Genomic DNA, 21,053 nt, shown 5'->3' on the forward strand with positions numbered 1-21,053 from the left:
CATGAATAAATTTTCTGCTCGGTTTACCCCGCTACCACACTGGACGTTATTTTCACTTTCTTCCTTACAGCGCATTGTCGGTGTTGCCTTACTTTGCGTGTTGCTGTGGTGTGCCATTTATTGGGCGAATGTATTGCCATGATAAATTTGAGAGATATTGAGATTGGATATGAAAATCGTGCCCTAACACCATCAATTAATGGTTGTTTTTCCGCCGGTTCGCTTACTGCGATTATCGGAGCCAATGGGGCGGGTAAATCCACTTTGCTTAAAACTTTGGCGGGCTTACAACCCGCGGTCGCGGGGAAAATGACATTTACTGGCGGGAGATCCCCGCAAATGGTCTACCTTCCTCAACAAGCTGAGTTAGACAGGCAATTTCCTATTGTTGTCCAAGATGTAGTAGCGATGGGGTGCTGGCCACAAAGTGGATTACTGGGGGGAATTAATCACCCATCACGGCAACGAATCAAACAGGCATTAAGCGCAGTTGGTATGCAGGATATGACTCGCCAGCCGGTTGGTGAGCTTTCGGGTGGGCAATTGCAGCGGGTGTTATTTGCTCGTCTTTTAGTACAGCAAGCGCAACTGATTTTGTTGGATGAGCCTTTCACCGGTATTGATAGCCAAACTGTTGGGCTGTTACTTGAGATTATTCATCAGCTGCATAATGAGGGGAGAACCATAATTGCTGTCCTGCATGATATGTCGATGGTGGCGGACTATTTCCCTCATGCATTGTGGCTAACATCTCAAGGTTATTGCTGGCAATCCTCTGATCAGGTTTTAGCCCAGTGGCACCATTCTCAAGGTTCATCTTGCCCGTTTTCCACACAGCCCAACTCTCTGAGGGCAATCAATTTATGATATTGCTTCATTTACTTGTTGATCCCTTTCTGGATTTTGGCTTTATGCGCCGGGCATTGGTCGCGTGTTTAGCTCTGTCACTCAGTTCTGCGCCGCTCGGGGTTTTCTTATTATTACGACGAATGAGTTTAGTCGGTGATGCTCTGTCGCACGCAGTATTACCAGGGGCGGCTATCGGATACCTAATTTCGGGTATGTCATTGGTGGCCATGGGCGTAGGGGGATTTATTGCCGGGCTGGCGGTTGCCATGATGTCGGGGTGGGTGAGCCGCCGAACGCTGTTAAAAGAAGATGCCAGTTTTGCCGGTTTCTATCTGGGTTCTTTGGCTTTAGGGGTCACGCTAGTCTCTTTGCGTGGTTCCAGTATGGATCTGCTCCATGTGTTATTCGGTTCTATTCTCGCTGTTGATGCCAACGCCATGACCATGGTCGGGGTAATCACCACTTTCTCTATGTTGGCTTTAGCGGCTATTTATCGCGCGCTGGTGGTGGAGTCATTTGATCCTGTTTTCCTGCGGGTCAGCATGGGGCGTTGGTTGATGGTGGTTCATGCGCTATTTCTGTCATTAGTCGTGCTTAATTTAGTGGCTGGATTTCAAATTCTGGGCACGCTGATGTCAGTCGGATTAATGATGCTACCGGCCGCCAGTGCACGTTTTTGGGCCAAAAACCTACCTCAAACCCTGGGCATTGCCATGGCGATTGGCATGATTGCCAGTCTCGTCGGGCTACTGTGGTCGTATTACGCCTCATTGCCAGCCGGGCCAGCTATTGTCCTGAGTGCCAGTCTAATTTTCTTTTTATCTATTTTATTTGGAACGCGCGGTGGAGTTTTAGCCACTGCGCGCCGTTGAGAACTATTTATTATTATTGAGAACCCGAGTCATTAAAGGAGATTTAAATGAAGTACTTACCTATTAGTTTGGCGGTAGCTGCTCTACTGTCAAGTCCGCTGGCAATGGCGAAAACGGTCGAGGCCGTCGCCAGTTTTTCTATTTTAGGTGATATCGTCAAACAGGTTGGGGGCGACCATGTCAATGTGGTGACCTTAGTTGGCCCGAATGGGGACCCCCATGGTTTTGAACCCACACCGAAAAATAGCAAGCAATTGTCCAAAGCCGATGTGGTGTTCGTCAGTGGGTTAGGGCTGGAGGGCTGGTTGGAGCGGCTGATCACCGCCTCCGGTTATAAAGGGCAAGTCGTCATTGCATCAACCGGGGTTGATACTCGCAAGATGGATGAAGAGGGCAAAATGGTGACCGACCCTCATGCCTGGAACAGTATGGCGAATGGTATTAAATATGCTAATAACGTAATGAATGCATTGATTGTCGCCGATCCTGAAGATGCAGATTATTTCCGTAAGCGCGGGGGGGAATATATTCAACAACTGGAGAAATTGGATGCTTATGCCAAGGCGCAGTTTGCCGCGATCCCTGCTGGGCAGCGCCAGGTTCTAACCAGCCATGATGCATTTGGTTATTTTAGTCAGGAATATGGGGTTAACTTCTTATCACCTGTTGGTTTCTCTACTGAGTCTGAAGCCAGTGCCAGTGGGGTTGCTGCGCTGATTAACCAAATCAAAAAAGAGAAAATAAAAACCTATTTTATTGAAAACCAAACTGACCCACGGCTGGTAAAACAGATTGCTGAAGCCAGTGGAGCACAAGCTGGCGGAGAGCTTTATCCAGAGGCATTATCTGTAGCCGACGGTCCAGCAGCGACTTACACACAAGCCTTTAAACACAATGTGGACACTATTGTGGGTAGCATGAAGTAGCTATCAGCAGTAAATTTCTCAGCCCCAAAGGAAACTAAGGGGCTGAATTATCAATCCTTTATGACAAATAGAAAAGCCCCGTTGAGCAGCAACGGGGCTTTTTACTGCAACATATTCAACATCACCGCTTTTTATGAGTACCTCCCTGAACGGCTTTAAAACGTGGATTACTTTTGCAAATAACATACACCCGGCCGCGGCGACGGACGATTTTGCAATCGGGATGACGGTTTTTTGCCGATTTCAATGAACTCAATACTTGCATAATTAACTCTCAGAATTAGCTTTTTTTGGGGTCAGGAAGCTGCCGAACCGCTTATGGAAACGTGCAGTGCTGCCTTCTTTTGAAAACTCTTTTTGTTTACCGGTGTAATACGGATGCGATGCCGAAGAGATATCCAATGTGACATAGGGATAGGTTTGTCCATCGCGTTCAATGGTTCGCGATGTGGCGATGGTTGACCCGACGGTGAAATAAGTGTCCGCACTGGTATCGTGAAAAACCACGGTCCGATAGTTAGGGTGGATGCCAGGTTTCATGAAAACTCCAATTGTTATGTTATACTATAACAATAATTATGCTCTATTCGTTTTTCAGTTTCAAGTGCGAATAAATAAAAAAAGTCCGCAAACCGAAGCTTGCAGACTTTTTTAAAGTGGGTGAGGCGCTGGCTTGCGATTAAGCGACCACGTGTAACCCCAAAACAGCAAAAATGTTCGCCAATACCCCTACGATAATAGCCGCGATAGGGCCTGCCGCCAGTTTCATGACCGGGCGGCCACAAATTTCGTTGAGGATATACAAGCTGACGACCACAAAAATGCCGGTTCCGGGCCATATTTGATTTGCGGCATTAACCCCGCCTACCAAAAGTGCAATTTCAAGAATTTGCGTCATGGCGGTACGAATATTATCCCCGGACATTTTTAACGATGGGAAACGGTTCATCGCCTTGCCAATTCGGCTCAGACTGGTAATTTCAACGCCCATCGCCCCGGCCCCGAGTATGCCCGCAACCACTGGGTTCGGCGCAAGATAGCCTAAGCCGAGGAACCAGTCACACCAGCCGTTGGTGCCATACACACCACTTATCATTGCGGTGGTAATAATCAGTGGCATGAAAGCAAGAGCTTGAACAATGGCGACAATAGCTGCTGAGGTAATTTGCCCTTTTCCGAGCAATGCCGCGGCAATTGGCTCACCGGCAATCCAATGGTAGTGGGCAGTGATGGTGATTAACGCCGCCATTGGGAGGAGATAAATCGCGTTTTTCCGAATACGCTTAATATTGTCGTCAAACAAGCTATGTTCCATTTCTTCACCGTGGCGTTTATCACGGGAAGCAAAGAACAGTAAGCAAATCATGCCAAACAGCATCGCAATGCCTTCTGGGCTGAGTGCCACTTCATTACCGGCAATAGTGACTGGGTTAATTCTCTCAATCACAACACGGGCCAGGAAGGCGATAATAATGGTGATTAATCCCGCTTTTTTGCCGAATTGATAACCGACGGCAATAGCAGGGAAGGCGACAAACGCATAAATTATTGGGTCACCTACTGACGCGAGGGCATCAAGGAAATTGACGGGTAAATAACTGAAACCCTTAATCAGCCCATCCAGTGCAATAGTGATTAATGCACCATAAACAGTACCAATTAATACGGCCAACTTAGTATTATTCAGTGATACACCAATAATATCCGCTGTCAGCAAAACAATATGAATAACAATAATCCCCGTTGCCAACGTAATTGGCATGGCGAAACCGGTGATGAACCCAATACTGATAGCAAAGGAGATACCCGCCAGCTCTTTTCGGCTCATATTGCCGTTCATAAACTCCGGCATAATAGGCCGCAATCCATCGTGATAAACCGCGATAGACTTGTTGGCAAGAAAAGTGGCATATCCTCCCATTAGAGCGAAAAGAATAATCTTAACTAAATTAAACGATTCCATATCACGACCCCATCGGGGCCAATAGGCCCCAGGCTAATGTGTTTATTATTGTTGTTATACCCTTCGTATTTGAAGCCGCAGGGGTGTTAGCTACACTCACGCACCCGAATCACTGACTTGATGTAAGCTTATTGGGGTTGGTTCGCTTGCCGCTTACCTGCAACTTCAACTTTCTTGGGGATATATTAAAAAGTGATTTATCGCCAAATAGTTACAGCATTATTTGTCTGCCAATAAAACGGCACATAAGGCTTTAACAGAGTTTTCAACGCGATCATTGGTAAAGCCAAATGCTTTTTTACCCTGCTCGATCAATTGGCTGATATTATCCTCAGAGGGCTGGGTCAGAGCATTCGCTATGGTGGCGCACTTATCGCGGCCAATCAGGGCATAAGCCATAGCAAGAGCGCCGCCGGCACCACTTTGGCAAGCGCCCACGTAATAGTCGAAACTGCCATTTTTGACTTTCATGGCGGCATCCATGTCAGTAAATATTTCGCAGGAAATTTTATCTGCGCCATATTTAGCTAAACAATCTCGTATTTCGTTTTTATTCAGTTGCCCACCAATAGCGATTTTAAGCATTCTTACTTCCCCTTAAGTATCCTGAATATATCCCATTATTTGCTAGCGCCAGTGAGCTGCCGCCAGAAAGAGTGGCCGTTTTGTGGTGCAGTTGCCGCAAAAAACTCACAAACTGTCGCACCAACATCTGACATTGTTTCTCGGGTTCCCAGGCGAATGGCCTTTTGCGGCGCTTGCGCCATTCCCGCATGATAGACCAGCAGCGGCACCTGTTCCCGGGTGTGTTTACTATGGCCAATTGTCGGGTCGTTGCCGTGATCTGCCATCACGACCAGGCAATCACCTTGCAACATAGCTGCAGTTATTTTGCCTAGCATGTTATCGACCAATTGCAGGCGTTCTGCATAGCGCGCAACATCCTGCCCATGGCCCGCCAGGTCAGTTTCCTGAATATTAGTGCAGATGAAGGCACTGCCCGCACGTTGCACTTCTTCCAATGTAATATCCAAAATGGTTTGTGAATCAACCAATTGCTGATAGCTTCGCCCAGCTGGGCTGGCAACAATATCAGCGACTTTACCCACCAGCACTGTGGGAATATTCACTTTTTCAAGCTGATGAGGCACCTGAACATCGGCGTCAACGCCATAACCGAGGTGAATAACCTGAAAACCATTATCGTAAACACCTGATTTTGGGCTGTTAATACCAATATAATGTTGTTGCTTAACTTCAGCTGCGCTGATGATTGCGTGGCTATTCATCAGCACCCCTCCATAGGCGATGACGCGGTTCACTGCTACACAACCCCGCACTATCCGACCTATCTTTTCGACCTGCTCAAAATTAATGGCATCTAAATTAGCACAAATATTAAATACTTGGCCTAAATCTGCTTCAAGATTATCGCCAATTGCGACGCAGTTATTGACCCATAGAAATTGCAAATTGCTGCTATCATCAGGCGCACTGCGCTCTTCAACTTGATAACCCTGCTGGCGTAATGCATCAGCCACACGCGTTTTTACACTGGAGAATGGCATGCTTAACGGTGAGCGGGGTAGGGTGCCCATGATCTCCTGGTGGCCCATAAAAGTGTCGCCACCCTCATGTTGCAACAGCGCGACACCAAAACTGGCCTCGGGGTTGTCTTGCATCACACTGTCGTGAAAATCTGGTGAGCCGATATGTAGCGCATTGATTAGCCCCATTTTTTCTAAATTGGGTAAATGCAATTCGGGGTAGGTCTGCAAAATATGGGCACAGGTATTCGCCTCTATATCCTGTGGGCGAACCTCTGCGACATCGGACATGGCCCCTACGCCAAAGCTGTCAATGACCAGCACGATAAACTTACTCATAACCCCTCCGGTCCGGTGGGCGTGGGAATAGTATTCCCCTGGCTATCATAAATTCCGAGTAATCTGGGCTGACCAGACTGGATCCCGCCGACCAGAACCACGTCACTGCGGGTGACGAAAATCTGTGTACGAAAGCACATCACCACTGGGCTGCCGACGGCGAATGGCTCGGTAAGGCCTATTGTGTAATCAATACTGGCATTGTCAGGATTCAGCACCTTACTGGCATGCCATTGTTGGTCATACACCAGTGCATGACTCAAATGACCGCGCCGATAGTAACCGCCACCATAGCAATGACTTTTACCTTGATGGCAATGGGAAACCTCTGTCAGATACAGCATGGCAATATGTTCGGGCTGGTTACCCTGTTGGTTAGAGGGCATAGTTCCGGTCAATGAGTGGCCCGGTTCGGCGTGTGTGACACCCCATTTAGCCAGTTGCGGCAAGCTTTCAATGCTAGTTGCAGAAGGGCCGTTGACCTGTTCCACATGGATGCCGTGCTGCTCAAGAATACTTTTTGCTTCAATCAGGGTATTAAGATTTGGGCTGGGTAATGTCTGGCCTTTTTCACTATCAAAAAGCATGCAAGGGAAATGAGTAACACCCACCAAACGGACACCAGAAATTGCCTTTATTTCTTTGATAACAGTGGGTAATTCATCCAGTGAGAATCCTGCTTCTTGCCCTGGGTAAATAAGGTCATCGTGATGCCAAACTTTTAATAACAGCGCTTGCTCTTTATTCTGACGTACAGCGGCAGCCGCAATTTCTCGTGCTTTGGCGACACTGTAAACGGTAATGACTTCGGGTTGACGGGACACAATTTCATCTACCATCCCGCTGGGGATTTGGACTAAATGGCCGATGTGGGCCACTGGCAAATTATGTTGATAGAGTTGGCGCGCCTCTTTGAAATCCACCGCGACGATACCTTGATAGCCACATTCCAGCAGGAGCTTGCACAGCAGGGGATTTCGGCCAAACTGTTTGCTCATCAGATAAAGAGTGATGCCGTGACGTGTTGCTGTTTCCAGCAGTAAACGCGCATTTTGTTTGACCTGATCAACATCAATAACATAGCTGTCAGGTTTGATAACCCCTTGTTGCCAAAGTAAAAAGGCCGCTTCTATGAGCGCTGGGTTCTGTTTTTGTAATGCTTTTAGTAGCATATTTGGTCCCTAAATATACCCGTCATAATTCAAGCTGCATGTGCGTTGACCGCTTTCCTGCAACTCGAATTATTTAGAGTAAAAAGATATTTTAATTGTTCATTTTTTTGAATATTTAATAGATATCTAAATTATTCACTCTCCATCTGTTGGGCCAGATGCAAACCATATAAGTTTACTAATAAATATCCCAATTCGTGATCGGGTACTTCAAAGACAAACAGTGAGAGTAGATCGTTATTAATTTCCCTGATATTGGCAAAAATTGCTGTGGCTTCGATCTCTTTTAATATTTCATCGTCGATAGCCGGAATAACCTGTCTCTGACTCGCTCGCATCAGCGCATTGGCCATGTGAGTAATCAGCATTTCTCCTTGCGGATGACGAATAGATAACTGCCAGTGTTGTTCCAAACGAGTGAGAACATTGAGCATGCCGCAGTAGACCGCAGAATCAATAACCTGCGCGTCATATAAAATTTTCAATCTCGTTTCCATTGGTTCATTATCTTCATTTTTATGAATATTTATATCATAGTAATTTATGGTCTGGCTGCAAATGCTCAACTCACTATTTGATATATTGATCACAATATAAACGCTCTGGCGGAATTGGCTGCTTTAAGGGGGCATTTATACCCTGTGTTCTGCTGGCCCAATGTGAGGATCAGACCAATGACAAAGAAAAAGGCCGCTGAGTTTAGACTGAGCGGCCTTTTTAGTACGACATTATTTATTGCGAATAAGGTTTATTTCACCTTATGGTCAACCGCATGTGCATGTTCTACATCTTCACTTTTCCGGCTAAAGCGGCGGCGAACCACCACGAAGAACACCGGAACAAAGAAGATAGCCAGTACTGTCGCGGTTATCATACCGCCCATTACACCGGTACCGACCGCATTCTGTGCACCAGAACCTGCACCGCTACTGATAACCAGCGGCATAACCCCAAGAATAAAGGCCAGTGAGGTCATCAAGATTGGACGCAGACGCATACGCACGGCTTCTAAGGTTGATTCCACCAAACCTTTGCCTTCTTTATCCATCAAGTCTTTAGCGAACTCAACAATCAAGATGGCGTTCTTGGCCGATAGCCCAATGGTGGTCAATAAGCCCACCTGGAAGTAAACGTCATTTTCCAGCCCACGCAGAGAGGCGGCAATTAACGCACCGACCACACCCAGTGGCACCACCAACATCACAGAGAATGGAATTGACCAGCTTTCATACAACGCCGCCAGACACAAGAAGACCACAATCAGTGAGATGGCATACAGCGCTGGAGCCTGGTTACCCGACAAACGTTCCTGATAGGACATACCCGTCCAGTCATAACCCACGCCACTTGGTAATTTAGCGGCCAATTCTTGCATCAGGTCCATAGCTTCACCGGTACTTTTGCCCGGAGCGGCCTGACCCAGAATTTCCATGGAAGGTAAGCCGTTATAACGTTCCAGTCGCGGTGAGCCGTATTCCCATTTGGCAGTGGAGAAGGTGGCAAATGACACCATCTGACCTAGGTTGTTACGGACATACCACTTATCAATATCATCCGGTAACATACGGAATGGAGCATCCGCCTGCACATAAACTTTCTTCACACGACCGCGGTCGATAAAGTCGTTTACATAGCTGCCGCCCATGGCTGAACCCAAGGTGGTATTGATATCAGAAATTGCCACGCCCAGCGCTTGTGCTTTTTCCTGATCGACTTCGACTTTGAACTGAGGTGTATCTTCCAGCCCATTTGGCCGCATACCCACCAGCATATCTGGGTGTTGCGCTGCCATTCCAAGCAGTTGGTTACGGGCTTCCGTTAATTTCTGATGCCCCACGTTACCTTGGTCAATTAACTGGAAGTCAAAGCCGGTAGCGGTACCTAATTCCACAATCGCAGGCAAGTTAAAGGCAAACACCAAACCGTCTTTAATTTGCGAGAAAGCCGCGGAGGCACGGCCCACAATGGCCGGAACTTTGTTTTGCTCACCAGGGCGTTCATCCCAGTTTTTCAAACTCACGAATGCCAGACCGGTATTCTGACCCTGACCGCTGAAACCGAAGCCGTTAACGGTAAATACTGAGTTAACCACGTCTTTTTCTTTGTCGAGATAATAGTCAGTAACCTGATTCAGGACGTTCTGAGTTCGTTCTTGGGTCGCACCCGCAGGCATTTGTACCATGGTCAGGAACACGCCCTGATCTTCTTCCGGCAAGAATGAAGAGGGTAAGCGCAGGAACAACACGCCCATACCAATCACAATAGCCAGATAGATCACCAAATAACGGCCAGTGCTGCGCAGGATATTGGCAACACTGTCGGTATAGTGGTGGGTACTTTTTTCGAACATGCGGTTAAACCAACCGAAGAAGCCGGTTTTCGGGCCATGTTCGCCTTTAGCGATAGGTTTCAACATGGTGGCGCACAGTGCTGGGGTCAGAATTAATGCCACCAGAACCGAGAGCACCATGGCCGAAACGATGGTAATAGAGAACTGACGATAAATCGCCCCGGTTGCGCCGCCGAAGAAGGCCATCGGAATAAATACGGCAGAAAGCACCAACGCGATCCCCACCAATGCACCCTGGATTTGCTCCATGGATTTCTTAGTGGCTTCTTTCGGCGGTAGCCCTTCCTCTTGCATCACACGTTCGACGTTCTCCACCACTACGATGGCGTCATCCACCAATAGCCCTATCGCCAACACCATCCCGAACATCGTGAGGGTATTTATCGAAAAGCCAAAGGCGGAAAGAATAGCGAACGTCCCGAGCAATACGACCGGTACCGCAATCGTTGGAATCAACGTTGCGCGGAAGTTTTGCAAGAACAGATACATGACCAAGAACACCAGGATGATAGCTTCGACCAACGTTTTAACCACTTCGTTAATGGAGATTTTAACGAACGGTGTGGTGTCATACGGGTAAACCACTTTCAGCCCTGCCGGGAAGAACGGCTGTAATTTTGCCAGTTCCGCTTTTACCGCAGCCGAGGTGTTCAGGGCGTTAGCCCCTGTCGCCAGCTTAATACCGATACCTGCCGCTGGCTTACCATTATAACGAGCAATAATGTTATAACTTTCAGCACCCAGTTGAACGATAGCCACATCTTTCAGGCGAACCTGCGAGCCATCTGTATTGACTTTCAGCATGATCTGGCTGAATTCTTCCGCATTGGTCAGACGGGTCTGAGCAATAATAGAGGAGTTCAGTTCTTGACCCGGTACTGGTGGCGTACCCCCTAATTGCCCTGCGGCAACCTGGTTATTCTGTACTTTAATCGCGTTGATAACATCAACCGGCGTCAAACCGTAGTTATTCAGTTTGTGCGGGTCCATCCAGATACGCATCGCGTATTGGGAGCCGAACAACTGAACATCACCTACACCTGCGGTACGGCTGATCGGGTCTTTAATGTTAGAACCGACATAGTCAGCGATATCTTCTTGCTGCATGGTGCCGTCTTCAGAAATAAAGCCGGCAACCATCAGGAAGCTACTACTGGACTTTTCAACGCTCACACCTTGCTGCTGCACTTCTTGCGGCAGTAATGGCATGGCTAATTGCAGTTTGTTCTGGACCTGAACCTGCGCGATATCGGGATCCGTGCCGGAGTTAAAGGTCAACGTCAACTGAACGTTACCGGAGGAGTCACTGCTGGAAGACATGTACAACAGGTTATCGATACCGTTCATGTTCTGTTCGATAACCTGCGTAACTGTATTCTGCACAGTCGTCGCATCGGCGCCAGGATAGTTGGCGGAGATTGTAATTGCCGGTGGCGCAATGGTCGGATATTGCGCAACAGGTAATTTCATGATCGCAAGGATACCCGCTAACATGATTATGATAGCGATAACCCAAGCGAAAATAGGGCGATCTATAAAGAACTTAGCCATGAATTACCGGCTCCTTTTAAGACTTCTTCTCTGTATCAGCCGGGGCTGCTTTTTGCGCCGGGTCAGTAACTTCCTGCACTTTTACCTGCACACCCGGTCTGATTTTTTGCAAGCCGGAAACAATAAGACGATCGCCTGCTTTCAATCCGTCAGTCACCAACCATTTATTACCAATGGCTTGATTAGCAACCAGTGTACGCAATTCAACTTTGTCATCAGCCCCAACGACCATGGCCGTTGCTTCGCCGCGTGGGTTGCGGGTTACACCTTGTTGAGGCACTAATAGTGCATCAGGGCGGACACCTTCATCCAGGCGTGCACGGACAAACATCCCTGGTAACAGTGCTTCATTCGGGTTAGGGAATATGGCGCGGATAGTGATAGAACCGGTGGTTTCATCCACGGTCACACCAGAGAATTCCAACGTACCGGTTTCCGCGTACTCAGTGCCATTCTCCAGTAACAAGCGAACTTTAGCTTTACCGTTTTCTTGTTTGAGCGTGCCATCAGCCAGCTCTTTTTTCAGACGCAGGAACTCATCACTTGACTGAGTAACATCAACGTACATCGGGTCAAGTTGTTGGACTGTTGTCAACGCGGTTGCCTGACCACTGGTCACCAATGCACCTTCAGTCACTGAAGATTTACCGGTACGGCCACTGATTGGCGAGGTCACTTGAGTATAAGCCAGGTTAATACGGGCACTTTCTACCGCTGCTTTTGCTGCCAGAACGGAAGCATTGGCTTGCATAGAATCAGACACCGCTTGGTCATACTCTTGCTTACTGATGTAGTTGGTACCGAGCAATGGTTTGTAGCGATTAACGGTCAGGCGAGCGATTTCAGCGGCAGCTTGCGCTTTAGCCAAGTCACCTTTTGCGCTGTCATAAGCGGCCTGATAAGTCGCAGGATCAATTTGATAAAGTGATGTTCCGGCGGTGACATCACTGCCTTCAACATAGTTACGTTTAAGGATAATACCGCTAACTTGCGGACGAACTTCTGCAACACGGAATGCGGACGTACGGCCAGGCAATTCGGTTGTGATATTCAGTGGTGCTGCTTTCAATGTCACAATGCCGACTTCAGGTGCCTGTTGAGCATGGGCTTGCGCCGCATCTTTGTCATTACATCCTATAAGTACTAAGCTGCCTGAAAGTACCAGAATTGCAGCCAGAGGCATTACCCCTCTGTTTTTGCTCATAGATAAACCTCAAGTGTCCGATTTTTAATTTCATTCAATGGATCACAAGCTTTAAAACCCATTGCTGCGTAAATTATATGTGCGTGCTATGGTACATACATTCGTGAATGTATGTAAATCGCACCCCCTCGAAAAAACAACGCTATGGCACGAAAAACCAAACAGCAAGCCGAAGAGACCCGGCAACACATTCTAGATGCCGCAGTGCGGGAATTTTCTGCGCACGGTGTTTCCGGTACTTCACTTACTGATATTGCTGTCGCTGCGGGAGTTACCCGTGGCGCAATTTACTGGCACTTCAAGAATAAGGTAGACCTGTTTAACGAAGTTTGGGAGTTATCAGAGTCTAATGTCGATCAGCTCGAATTAGAGTATCAGGCAAAATATCCTGATAATCCACTCCGCATTCTGCGTGAAATACTCATTCATGTGCTTGTTTCTACAAGTGAGGATTGTCGCCGCCGCGCGTTAATGGAAATTGTATTCCATAAATGTGAATTTGTCGGGGAGATGACCTCTTTCCATGATGCACGCAAAGTTCTTGATTTAGCTAGTTATGAGCGAATTGAGTCTGTTTTGCAAGGCTGTATTGATGCTAATCAGCTCTCCGTCAATCTTGATACTCGCCGTGCTGCGATTATCATGAGGGCCTATATTACAGGTTTGATGGAAAACTGGCTTTTTATGCCAGAAAGTTTTGATATAAAACAAGAGGCACCGATATTAATTGATGCTTATCTGGAGATGCTAAGCAACGGGGTTTCATTGCTAAGAAAGACATAGGATTAACTGGAGATGTTTATATGAGCGATAAAACGAGTTCACTGGTTGTTATTGCTAATGGTGCTGCATATGGCCAAGAGTCGCTATTTAACGCGCTGCGTTTATCTATCGCATTGAAAGAACAGCAGACAGATCTCGATTTGCGCCTATTTTTAATGTCTGATGCCGTTATTGCCGGTCTTAATGGGCAGCAGCCCCGAGAGGGTTATAACTTACAACAGATGTTGGAAATCCTTACGGCACAAAATGTCCCGGTTAAGTTATGTAAAACCTGTACGGATGCTCGTGGTATTAGTGAGTTAGCCTTGGTTGATGGTGTAGAAATTGGGACTTTGGTTGAGTTGGCTCAATGGACACTGGCTGCTGAGAAAGTTCTGACGTTTTGAGCAGCAAAAGAAAAATGCCTATTAAATGCACTAATCAACCACTATTTCGGGCTGTTACATTCGATTCCACCGTAAGTGCGTAACTGCCCGCATTATTACAGCTATTCACGCCCTGAAAGACTTTTCTTATTATGACTCGAGACTGAACGTGATAGGATTTCAGCCTCTCTGTTGAAATGAAGTTCAAATATGAGCAGCAGATTTCACAATCCATATTTTTTACCCTTTTCTTTGCCGGTTTCTTTGTCAACAGGCGCATTTTTACTACGTCTACAGACAATAATTACCCTGCTTATAATTGTATTGATATTTTCGCCGTCACTTTTCGCGGCTGGAATGAATATAGATGTGCCGACGCGCAGTGAAGTGCTGAGCCAACTGGATGCATTATCAAAGCAAAAAATATTGTCGCCAGCGGAAAAGTTATCGCAACAAGATCTGACCAAAACACTGGAGTACCTTGATACAATTGAGCGTACCAAGCAGGAAGCCAGTCAACTTAGACAACAATTAGCACAGGCCCCGGCGAAATTACGACAGGCGACTGACGGGCTGGATGCACTTAAAAACAATTCAGCGGATACTCTGACTCGAGAGTCCCTGGCGAACTATTCATTGCGCCAGTTGGAATCACGTCTAAATGAAACACTGGATGACTTACAATCCGCGCAAGAAGACCTTTCCGCTTATAACAGCCAGCTAATTTCTCTGCAAACTCAGCCAGAACGCGTGCAAAGTGCGATGTATAACGCATCGATGCGTTTAATGCAGATTCGCAATCAACTCAATGGATTGGCTCCGAATCAAGACGTTTTGCGGCCGACCCAACAGCAAGCGCTATTGACTGAGCAAGTCATGCTAAACGCGCAGCTAGATTTGCAGCGTAAAAATCTGGAAGCTAATACGACGTTACAAGATTTGCTGCAAAAACAACGAGATTACACGACTGCGCACATTAACCAACTGGAGCGTTATGTCCAAATACTGCAAGAGGTAGTAAGCGGAAAACGGTTAATTCTTTCAGAGAAAACAGCCAAAGAAGCGCAAGTCCCCGATGATGCTACTGATATTCAAAATGACCCATTAGTCAGCCGCGAATTGGCGATTAATAAAGAGTTGAGCCAGCAATTGATTAATGCCACTAAAGAAGGCAACACACTGGTACAACAGAATATCAGAGTTAAAAACTGGCTGGATCGCGCTCTGCAATCTGAACGCAATTTAAAGGAGCAAATTACCGTTTTACGCGGCAGTTTGCTGCTTTCTCGTATTCTCTACCAGCAGCAACTCAATTTGCCGACCTCCGGTTTGATTACCAATATGGGGCCGCGCATTGCCGATTTGCGCCTTGAACAATTTGAAATTAATCAGCAGCGAGATCAGTTATTTCAAGGGGATGACTACATTCAATCCTTGATGACGGACAGCAAAGAGAAAGTCAGCCCTGATGTAGAAGACGCGTTGGGGCAGATAGTCGATATCCGACGTGAACTACTAGACCAGTTAAATAAGCAGCTAGGTAACCAACTGACGCTGGCGATTAATCTGCAAATTAATCAGCAACAGTTGCTGAGTGTCAATGAGTCACTGCAACACACGCTGACACAGCAAATATTTTGGGTTAGCAGCAATAAACCCATGGATTGGTCTTGGCTGAAAGCCTTGCCGAGTGCATTAAAAACTGAACTGAGTAGTTTTCACTTTACCCTATCATGGGATGACGTATTAGCAGGTTTAATTAAGTCGTTGGTATTCCTGATACCCATGCTGATGGTGGTGGGTGTAATCCGCTCACGCTACAACATGATTAATAAATATTTAGATAGATTGGCCTCTGACGTCGGGCAATTAAAGCATGATAGCCAAATGCACACACCTAAAGCCATTTTACTCACTTTGCTGAAAGTGTTGCCCGGAGCTTTGGTTATTTTGGGTGTAGGTTATTGGTGTTTACGTTCAGACTTCAATCTCAGTGATTTATTCTGGACCTTCTTCCAACGCCTGGCCCTGTTCTGGCTGGTGTTTGACCTGACATATCGCATGCTATCGCCAGGCGGCATCACTGAGCGGCACTTTATGATAGTGCCTGACCGATGTGCGCATTATCGGCGCCAAATGGTGCGTTTGGGCGTTGCATTGCTACCCGTTATCTTCTGGTCTGCCTTGGGTGAAAAAAGCCCACTTCGGCTGGTAGATGACGTTATTGGACAGGTTGTCATTGTCATTGCATTGGCGCTATTGGCCTTGTTCGTCTATCCATTCTGCCGTGATAGCTGGCGTGAGAAAGACTCCCATGCGGTACGATTAGTGATAGTGACTGCAATAGCGGGAACACCGATCATATTGATTGGGTTAATGATTGCCGGATATTTCTACACCACCCTGCAACTGGCTGGCCGCTGGATTGATAGCCTCTATTTATTATTTCTGTGGAACATCGTTTATCTGACAGCCATTCGTGGATTAGGGGTTGCAGCGCGGCGTTTAGCTTACCGTCGCGCCATCGCCCGGCGACAAAATTTAGTGAAAGAGGGCGCAGAAGGGGGGGAGCCAGTAGAAGAACCTCCATTGGCATTGGAACAAATTAATCAGCAATCATTACGTTTGACGACTATGGCTCTGTTCCTGATTTTCGCCACCTGTTTCTACGCAATCTGGGCTGATTTGATAACAGTTATCTCCTATTTAGACAGCATCTCTTTGTGGCATTACACCACCACCGTGGCGGGTGCGAGTGTCGTGCAGTCTGTCACATTGGGAAATATGCTAGTGGCTTTAATGGCGTTAGTGGTTGCTTATATTCTGACGCGCAACCTGCCAGGCTTGCTTGAAGTGGTGATATTGTCGCGGCTACAACTGCGCCAAGGGACTTCTTACGCCATTACCACCATTTTGACTTATCTGATCACCGCCGTTGGGGGGATTACTGCGCTTAGCTCGCTTGGGGTTTCGTGGGATAAACTACAGTGGTTGGTTGCGGCTCTGTCTGTTGGTTTGGGGTTCGGCTTGCAGGAAATTTTTGCTAACTTTGTATCGGGCTTGATTATTTTGTTCGAACGGCCTGTGCGTATCGGCGATACCATTACTATCGGTACCTTCTCTGGTAATGTTAACAAAATACGAATTCGTGCTACTACAATCACCGATTTTGACCGTAAAGAAGTGATTATTCCGAATAAGGCCTTTGTAACCGAGCGGCTGATCAACTGGTCTCTATCTGATACCGTCACCCGAATTATTATTAAAGTCGGGGTTGCGTATGGCTCTGATTTAGCAAAAGTAAAAGAAATATTGCTAAAAGCAGCCCATGAAAATCCTCGGGTCATGACAGACCCTGAACCTCATGTGTTCTTCCTTAATTTTGGCGCTAGCACTCTTGATCATGAGTTGCGTGTGTATGTGCGTGAATTACGCGATCGCAGTTATACGGTGGATGAATTAAATAGCGCGATTGATAAGTTATGTCGTGAGAATGACATTAATATTGCATTCAATCAGTTAGATGTGTATTTACACAAGCCCGACGGTACTGAAATTCAGGAAGTAAGTCGGCCATTTGATGCCCAGGGTTTACCTTCAGTACCATCTGAAAAATCTGCGATGGGGGATACCAAACCTGATTTGCCGGATATCAATAAGCCACTCGCTTAAGGTTATCTGACGGGTGAGATTGATAAACTCAATCACTCGCCTTGTAATGATTCACAGCAAGGCGATATCTGCTTGTATCTCCTTGCTGCACATCAAGACAATACGGTTAATCAGACACTCGATTACGCAGCTTGCGCTGGTAATCGAGTTGCACGATAGCTAATGCTGCCAATGCCGTTTCCGGCGCTATCTCATTACATTCCAGCAAGTAGATAAGATCTACTGCCAGTTGCAGTTCTGGTGATGCTTTTTCAACTGACATAATCTGGCCAATATTTGATTTTCAGTGAGTTAGAAAAGCCAGGTGAGGATACCTTGCTGCCGGTTTCCACCTGACTTGATTTCAATCCATCTACCCAATAGGTTTCAAGCAGTGCAACGGCGGCAAGTGAGAGAGCCCGATAAGCTCACATAAACAAGGGGCTTGGGAGATTGAATCCAATCAGCACACCTGCAACTTGAAAGACGGTAGATATAAAACATTATAGAAAAGTATTCGCTATCGAAACCCTAATGATTCAAAAAATGTGACAAATATTCAAAAACCGTTCTCTTTCTTCTCAATACTGCGCTCTATTTTTATCAGCGCCTGTCGGCAACGCATTAAACGTCCCTCCAGTGCGGCAAGTTCTTTCTGTATTTTTTGCTGCTCAGTTAATAAATTTTGCTTACCCAATTGGCTCTCTCTGTCTTGAATCATAGACAGTATTCGCCGCTCATAATCTTGATGCTCAGCCAGCTTGTGGTAAGGATCCAATTTATTATACTTGGGCTCAGGATTGGATTTTCTTAGCTTCTGTGTCGCTAACTCTCTTTGTAAGGCGGAGATTTGTGCAACCAACTTCTCAGCCAAGAAAGCGACCTGCTGCGTGCGATTGTCAGCAACAACCTGTTTCAGCTGGGCCATGTTTTTATGAACTTCCAGTAAATAATCGCGAAAACGATTACCATGGTTACCAAATAAATTCAGGTCAAAACGTGCTTGCTGAGACGGAGTATTGGCTTGTGGGCCAACTTGTGCCGACAATGCCTCAATTTGGCTTTCAAGCACCTGCAATAGCTTTTCTGTACTCATGGCGCTTCTCCCGGAAATCTTTCCGCCAGCTTGCCTTTGAATGCCAGAGGTTACAAGCAAGGTGATGGTTAAAACGGTATTTTGAACGAATAATGCTAAGAATACCCATTGATGCTAATGAGTGCATGCGTTAATGATAAAGGCACATTAATGAATGCTATGATAAAGGGCGTTTATGTCTCGTTGGTTGTTGATAGCTTTAGGTTGGCTCGCCGTGGTTTTGGCCACCTTAGGTGTCGTGCTTCCTCTTTTACCCACTACGCCATTTTTGCTACTGGCCACGTGGTGTTTTGCACGTTCCTCTCTCCACTTTCATCATTGGCTGCTTCATCGCTCATGGTTTGGTGGTTATATACGCACCTGGCAACAACATCGAGCTTTGCCTCCCGGCGTTAAATGGAAAGCAATATTGGTCACCGTCCTCACTTTTGCCGTTTCACTTTGGCTGGTGAAAATTTGGTGGGTCAGAAGCTTATTGTTGGTGATATTAACGCTATTATTGATATTTATGTTGCGGATGCCAGTTATTGACCTATCGCAACAAAAAAGGCACTGAGTCGCTCACATCAGTTGCATTTTTATGCCAGTTTGCATAGATTTGAGCGTTTTCGTGTGCGGGATCTTCCCTCGTTGCGTCCTTAGAGCTAAGGGCACAGTCATTTACTCTGTCGAAGTGTGGCGAGTAGATAGAATGAGTTACTCAATTGATACCATTTTAACATCGATTGACCGCGCTTTAGTATGTACAGCAGTTTTATCAGGCACAAATTATGACCGCTACTGCACCTAATACAGCACAACAGCTTGAATATATTAAAAACAGTATCAAAACTATCCCTGATTATCCGAAAACGGGAATACTGTTCCGTGATGTGACCAGTTTGCTGGAAGATCCATTAGCCTACGCCGGCAGCATTGAGCTACTGACTGAACGCTATCTGGATAAGGGCGTGACGAAAGTCGTGGGCACTGAGGCCCGTGGTTTTTTGTTCGGTGCGCCAGTCGCTTTGTCTCTTGGGGTTGGTTTTGTTCCAGTTCGTAAGCCCGGCAAGTTACCACGTGCAACCATCAGCGAAAGCTACGAGTTAGAATACGGTACTGACAAACTTGAAATTCATACTGACAGTATTCAACCGGGCGACAAAGTCCTGGTTATTGATGATTTACTGGCTACTGGCGGGACGATTGAAGCGACGGTTAAGCTCATTCGTCGACTGGGTGGTGAAGTGACTGATGCTGCGTTTGTGATTAATTTACACGATCTGGGTGGCGAAGATCGCCTGAACCAGCAAGGGATTACTTGTTACAGCTTGGTTGATTTCGACGGCCATTAATTGTAATGAAAATATCAGCCTCGCAACCTATTGTGAGGCTGTGTTAGAAATATGCCCCTTCATAGTCATCTTCTCTATTGTTGAACTAGAATTATCGAGTATTCGCTGCTGGAGGCAGAGTTTCACAATATATTAAAAACTTAATTTATTTATAGTGAAAATATTAAATGTCATTTGTATATAGTTAATTTTATTAAATTGCAGAGACTCACCTGTAGTTCTAATCTACTTGAATTATAAATATAAAACCAACATCTCTGCCAATTCTTCGAACGATAAGAGCAGCATCAGATTACTAAAAGTAACGTTCAGAAGCAGTGGGGGAAATATATCTATTAAGAAGTGAATATGTCAATTATGGTCTAAAAGTGAGCAGTAGTTAAAGCCGGTACCTGTAGCAGCACAACTACAACTTCCGGAGGCGTCAGCGGCAATGATTCAGAAGCGAGAGCCGAACTTTCAACAGAGAATAGTGAGTTTTTTCTCAGGATCGGGGGAGAAGCTGACGAAGTAGTCAAACATCTTGTAATGTGTCAGGCTACGGTTACTGGCTATAAGTCTGCTGTTGCTAACTATAACCGAATACTGCGCGGTTTTTAGTCACTTTGTTCTTGTGACGGTATATAAGACGGTATAAACCTTTTAGGTAATCGATACTACACATACTTATCAATAGCTTACGCCTTACCTGGACAATTGAGTGGGAATGAATATTTTATTTTATCAATAAAACATTGGCACTGATATAAATGAAATCTCCGATATTTCGGTATTTTTTATTTTTTATTTTTTATTTTAGTTATAAGAGAAACTGTATTTATTATTTTGTCTTTAAATATCAATAAAAAATGAATTCATTTTATGTGGATTGTTCTTTGATGTCGTTTATGTTTGTGTGAGTATAAAAAAGCAAGTTATTACCTATTGGCTCATGCAAAATCGCATGTTTCTGCTAGCTTACTTTTTAAAGGTGAAGCATGAATATCAATGATCAAGTATATAAGATGTTTTATAGCGTAATTTTTATCTCATTTGGTGCAATATCCAATAG

General features: G+C 46.0%; 20 protein-coding genes. 9 read left to right on the forward strand and 11 right to left on the reverse strand.

The features are described from left to right. The first annotated feature begins 1 nt into the window (after position 1). From FTA91_RS19995 to FTA91_RS00305, 4 genes are read left to right on the forward strand one after another with little or no spacing between them, the layout of a single operon-like run. Positions 2-142, forward strand: a complete 141-nt coding sequence (locus FTA91_RS19995; protein ID WP_174634785.1) for a hypothetical protein — start codon at positions 2-4, stop codon at positions 140-142. Beyond that, positions 139-867: a metal ABC transporter ATP-binding protein gene (locus tag FTA91_RS00295; protein ID WP_145535351.1), complete on the forward strand. Its 729-nt coding sequence runs from the start codon at positions 139-141 to the stop codon at positions 865-867. The genes FTA91_RS19995 and FTA91_RS00295 overlap by 4 nt, the downstream gene beginning before the upstream one ends. Beyond that, a complete protein-coding gene (locus FTA91_RS00300) occupies positions 864-1,721 on the forward strand; it encodes a metal ABC transporter permease (RefSeq protein WP_050113288.1) in 858 nt (285 codons plus the stop codon). Before FTA91_RS00295 ends, FTA91_RS00300 begins: the two co-directional genes overlap by 4 nt. Positions 1,722-1,768: 47 nt before the next feature. After that, positions 1,769-2,647, forward strand: coding sequence for a metal ABC transporter substrate-binding protein (locus tag FTA91_RS00305; RefSeq protein ID WP_050113289.1), 879 nt, complete (start codon positions 1,769-1,771; stop codon positions 2,645-2,647). A 121-nt stretch (positions 2,648-2,768) separates the two neighbouring features. On the opposite strand, the gene ykgO is transcribed toward FTA91_RS00305, so the two are convergent. From ykgO to acrA, 9 genes are all read right to left on the reverse strand, one after another. Then, a complete protein-coding gene (gene ykgO, locus FTA91_RS00310) occupies positions 2,769-2,912 on the reverse strand; it encodes a type B 50S ribosomal protein L36 (protein ID WP_050113290.1) in 144 nt (47 codons plus the stop codon). Between the two features lie 2 nt (positions 2,913-2,914). Then, the gene (locus FTA91_RS00315; protein WP_050113291.1) at positions 2,915-3,187 is read right to left on the reverse strand and encodes a type B 50S ribosomal protein L31; all 273 of its coding nucleotides are present in this window, start codon (positions 3,185-3,187) and stop codon (positions 2,915-2,917) included. Between the two features lie 139 nt (positions 3,188-3,326). After that, the gene (locus FTA91_RS00320) at positions 3,327-4,610 is read right to left on the reverse strand and encodes a YhfT family protein (RefSeq protein WP_050113292.1); all 1,284 of its coding nucleotides are present in this window, start codon (positions 4,608-4,610) and stop codon (positions 3,327-3,329) included. 219 nt (positions 4,611-4,829) lie between these two features. Beyond that, positions 4,830-5,195 (reverse strand): DUF2620 domain-containing protein, encoded by a 366-nt coding sequence (locus FTA91_RS00325; protein WP_050113293.1) that lies wholly within the window; start codon positions 5,193-5,195, stop codon positions 4,830-4,832. Positions 5,196-5,230: 35 nt separating this feature from the next. Next, positions 5,231-6,496, reverse strand: coding sequence for a phosphopentomutase (locus FTA91_RS00330; RefSeq protein ID WP_050113294.1), 1,266 nt, complete (start codon positions 6,494-6,496; stop codon positions 5,231-5,233). Next, positions 6,493-7,668 carry a YhfX family PLP-dependent enzyme gene (locus FTA91_RS00335; RefSeq protein ID WP_145535348.1) on the reverse strand — a complete coding sequence of 392 codons (1,176 nt, stop codon included), beginning with the start codon at positions 7,666-7,668 and terminating at the stop codon, positions 6,493-6,495. Before FTA91_RS00335 ends, FTA91_RS00330 begins: the two co-directional genes overlap by 4 nt. A gap of 131 nt (positions 7,669-7,799) precedes the next feature. Continuing rightward, positions 7,800-8,165, reverse strand: coding sequence for a PRD domain-containing protein (locus tag FTA91_RS00340; RefSeq protein ID WP_050113394.1), 366 nt, complete (start codon positions 8,163-8,165; stop codon positions 7,800-7,802). 251 nt (positions 8,166-8,416) lie between these two features. Continuing rightward, positions 8,417-11,569, reverse strand: a complete 3,153-nt coding sequence (gene acrB / locus FTA91_RS00345) for an efflux RND transporter permease AcrB (protein ID WP_050113296.1) — start codon at positions 11,567-11,569, stop codon at positions 8,417-8,419. Between the two features lie 16 nt (positions 11,570-11,585). Beyond that, positions 11,586-12,773, reverse strand: coding sequence for an efflux RND transporter adaptor subunit AcrA (gene acrA, locus FTA91_RS00350; RefSeq protein WP_050113297.1), 1,188 nt, complete (start codon positions 12,771-12,773; stop codon positions 11,586-11,588). Positions 12,774-12,917: 144 nt separating this feature from the next. Between acrA and acrR the strand changes: the two genes are divergently transcribed. From acrR to mscK, 3 genes are all read left to right on the forward strand, one after another. Next, positions 12,918-13,556: a multidrug efflux transporter transcriptional repressor AcrR gene (gene acrR / locus FTA91_RS00355; protein WP_145535345.1), complete on the forward strand. Its 639-nt coding sequence runs from the start codon at positions 12,918-12,920 to the stop codon at positions 13,554-13,556. A 20-nt stretch (positions 13,557-13,576) separates the two neighbouring features. Beyond that, entirely contained in the window at positions 13,577-13,942 is a 366-nt protein-coding gene (locus tag FTA91_RS00360; RefSeq protein WP_145535342.1) for a DsrE/DsrF/TusD sulfur relay family protein, read from the forward strand. 189 nt (positions 13,943-14,131) lie between these two features. Next, complete coding sequence (mscK, locus tag FTA91_RS00365; protein ID WP_174634787.1) at positions 14,132-17,593, forward strand: mechanosensitive channel MscK; 3,462 nt, start codon at positions 14,132-14,134, stop codon at positions 17,591-17,593. 106 nt (positions 17,594-17,699) lie between these two features. On the opposite strand, the gene rsmS is transcribed toward mscK, so the two are convergent. Beyond that, on the reverse strand, positions 17,700-17,855 hold the full coding sequence (gene rsmS / locus FTA91_RS00370) for a pleiotropic regulatory protein RsmS (RefSeq protein ID WP_050113301.1): 156 nt from the start codon (positions 17,853-17,855) through the stop codon (positions 17,700-17,702). A 276-nt stretch (positions 17,856-18,131) separates the two neighbouring features. Beyond that, the gene (priC, locus tag FTA91_RS00375) at positions 18,132-18,668 is read right to left on the reverse strand and encodes a primosomal replication protein PriC (RefSeq protein WP_050113302.1); all 537 of its coding nucleotides are present in this window, start codon (positions 18,666-18,668) and stop codon (positions 18,132-18,134) included. 175 nt (positions 18,669-18,843) lie between these two features. Here priC and FTA91_RS00380 point away from each other — a divergent pair, with 175 nt between their 5' ends. Together FTA91_RS00380 and apt are read left to right on the forward strand one after the other, a co-directional pair. Beyond that, on the forward strand, positions 18,844-19,224 hold the full coding sequence (locus FTA91_RS00380) for a DUF454 family protein (RefSeq protein WP_145535339.1): 381 nt from the start codon (positions 18,844-18,846) through the stop codon (positions 19,222-19,224). Positions 19,225-19,438: 214 nt separating this feature from the next. Further along, on the forward strand, positions 19,439-20,002 hold the full coding sequence (gene apt, locus FTA91_RS00385; RefSeq protein WP_050113304.1) for an adenine phosphoribosyltransferase: 564 nt from the start codon (positions 19,439-19,441) through the stop codon (positions 20,000-20,002). Positions 20,003-21,053: the final 1,051 nt, after the last annotated feature.

Origin of the sequence: Yersinia thracica (genome assembly GCF_902170565.1) — a bacterium.
Taxonomy (GTDB): Bacteria; Pseudomonadota; Gammaproteobacteria; order Enterobacterales; family Enterobacteriaceae; genus Yersinia; species Yersinia thracica.

Excerpts from the sequence above, each read along its gene's own strand:
- FTA91_RS19995 (WP_174634785.1), top strand. The coding sequence starts at position 2 with ATGAATAAATTTTCTGCTCGGTTTACCCCGCTACCACACTGGACGTTA.
- FTA91_RS00295 (WP_145535351.1), top strand. The coding sequence starts at position 139 with ATGATAAATTTGAGAGATATTGAGATTGGATATGAAAATCGTGCCCTA.
- FTA91_RS00300 (WP_050113288.1), top strand. The coding sequence starts at position 864 with ATGATATTGCTTCATTTACTTGTTGATCCCTTTCTGGATTTTGGCTTT.
- FTA91_RS00305 (WP_050113289.1), top strand. The coding sequence starts at position 1,769 with ATGAAGTACTTACCTATTAGTTTGGCGGTAGCTGCTCTACTGTCAAGT.
- ykgO (WP_050113290.1), bottom strand. The coding sequence starts at position 2,912 with ATGCAAGTATTGAGTTCATTGAAATCGGCAAAAAACCGTCATCCCGAT.
- FTA91_RS00315 (WP_050113291.1), bottom strand. The coding sequence starts at position 3,187 with ATGAAACCTGGCATCCACCCTAACTATCGGACCGTGGTTTTTCACGAT.
- FTA91_RS00320 (WP_050113292.1), bottom strand. The coding sequence starts at position 4,610 with ATGGAATCGTTTAATTTAGTTAAGATTATTCTTTTCGCTCTAATGGGA.
- FTA91_RS00325 (WP_050113293.1), bottom strand. The coding sequence starts at position 5,195 with ATGCTTAAAATCGCTATTGGTGGGCAACTGAATAAAAACGAAATACGA.
- FTA91_RS00330 (WP_050113294.1), bottom strand. The coding sequence starts at position 6,496 with ATGAGTAAGTTTATCGTGCTGGTCATTGACAGCTTTGGCGTAGGGGCC.
- FTA91_RS00335 (WP_145535348.1), bottom strand. The coding sequence starts at position 7,668 with ATGCTACTAAAAGCATTACAAAAACAGAACCCAGCGCTCATAGAAGCG.
- FTA91_RS00340 (WP_050113394.1), bottom strand. The coding sequence starts at position 8,165 with ATGGAAACGAGATTGAAAATTTTATATGACGCGCAGGTTATTGATTCT.
- acrB (WP_050113296.1), bottom strand. The coding sequence starts at position 11,569 with ATGGCTAAGTTCTTTATAGATCGCCCTATTTTCGCTTGGGTTATCGCT.
- acrA (WP_050113297.1), bottom strand. The coding sequence starts at position 12,773 with ATGAGCAAAAACAGAGGGGTAATGCCTCTGGCTGCAATTCTGGTACTT.
- acrR (WP_145535345.1), top strand. The coding sequence starts at position 12,918 with ATGGCACGAAAAACCAAACAGCAAGCCGAAGAGACCCGGCAACACATT.
- FTA91_RS00360 (WP_145535342.1), top strand. The coding sequence starts at position 13,577 with ATGAGCGATAAAACGAGTTCACTGGTTGTTATTGCTAATGGTGCTGCA.
- mscK (WP_174634787.1), top strand. The coding sequence starts at position 14,132 with ATGAGCAGCAGATTTCACAATCCATATTTTTTACCCTTTTCTTTGCCG.
- rsmS (WP_050113301.1), bottom strand. The coding sequence starts at position 17,855 with ATGTCAGTTGAAAAAGCATCACCAGAACTGCAACTGGCAGTAGATCTT.
- priC (WP_050113302.1), bottom strand. The coding sequence starts at position 18,668 with ATGAGTACAGAAAAGCTATTGCAGGTGCTTGAAAGCCAAATTGAGGCA.
- FTA91_RS00380 (WP_145535339.1), top strand. The coding sequence starts at position 18,844 with ATGTCTCGTTGGTTGTTGATAGCTTTAGGTTGGCTCGCCGTGGTTTTG.
- apt (WP_050113304.1), top strand. The coding sequence starts at position 19,439 with ATGACCGCTACTGCACCTAATACAGCACAACAGCTTGAATATATTAAA.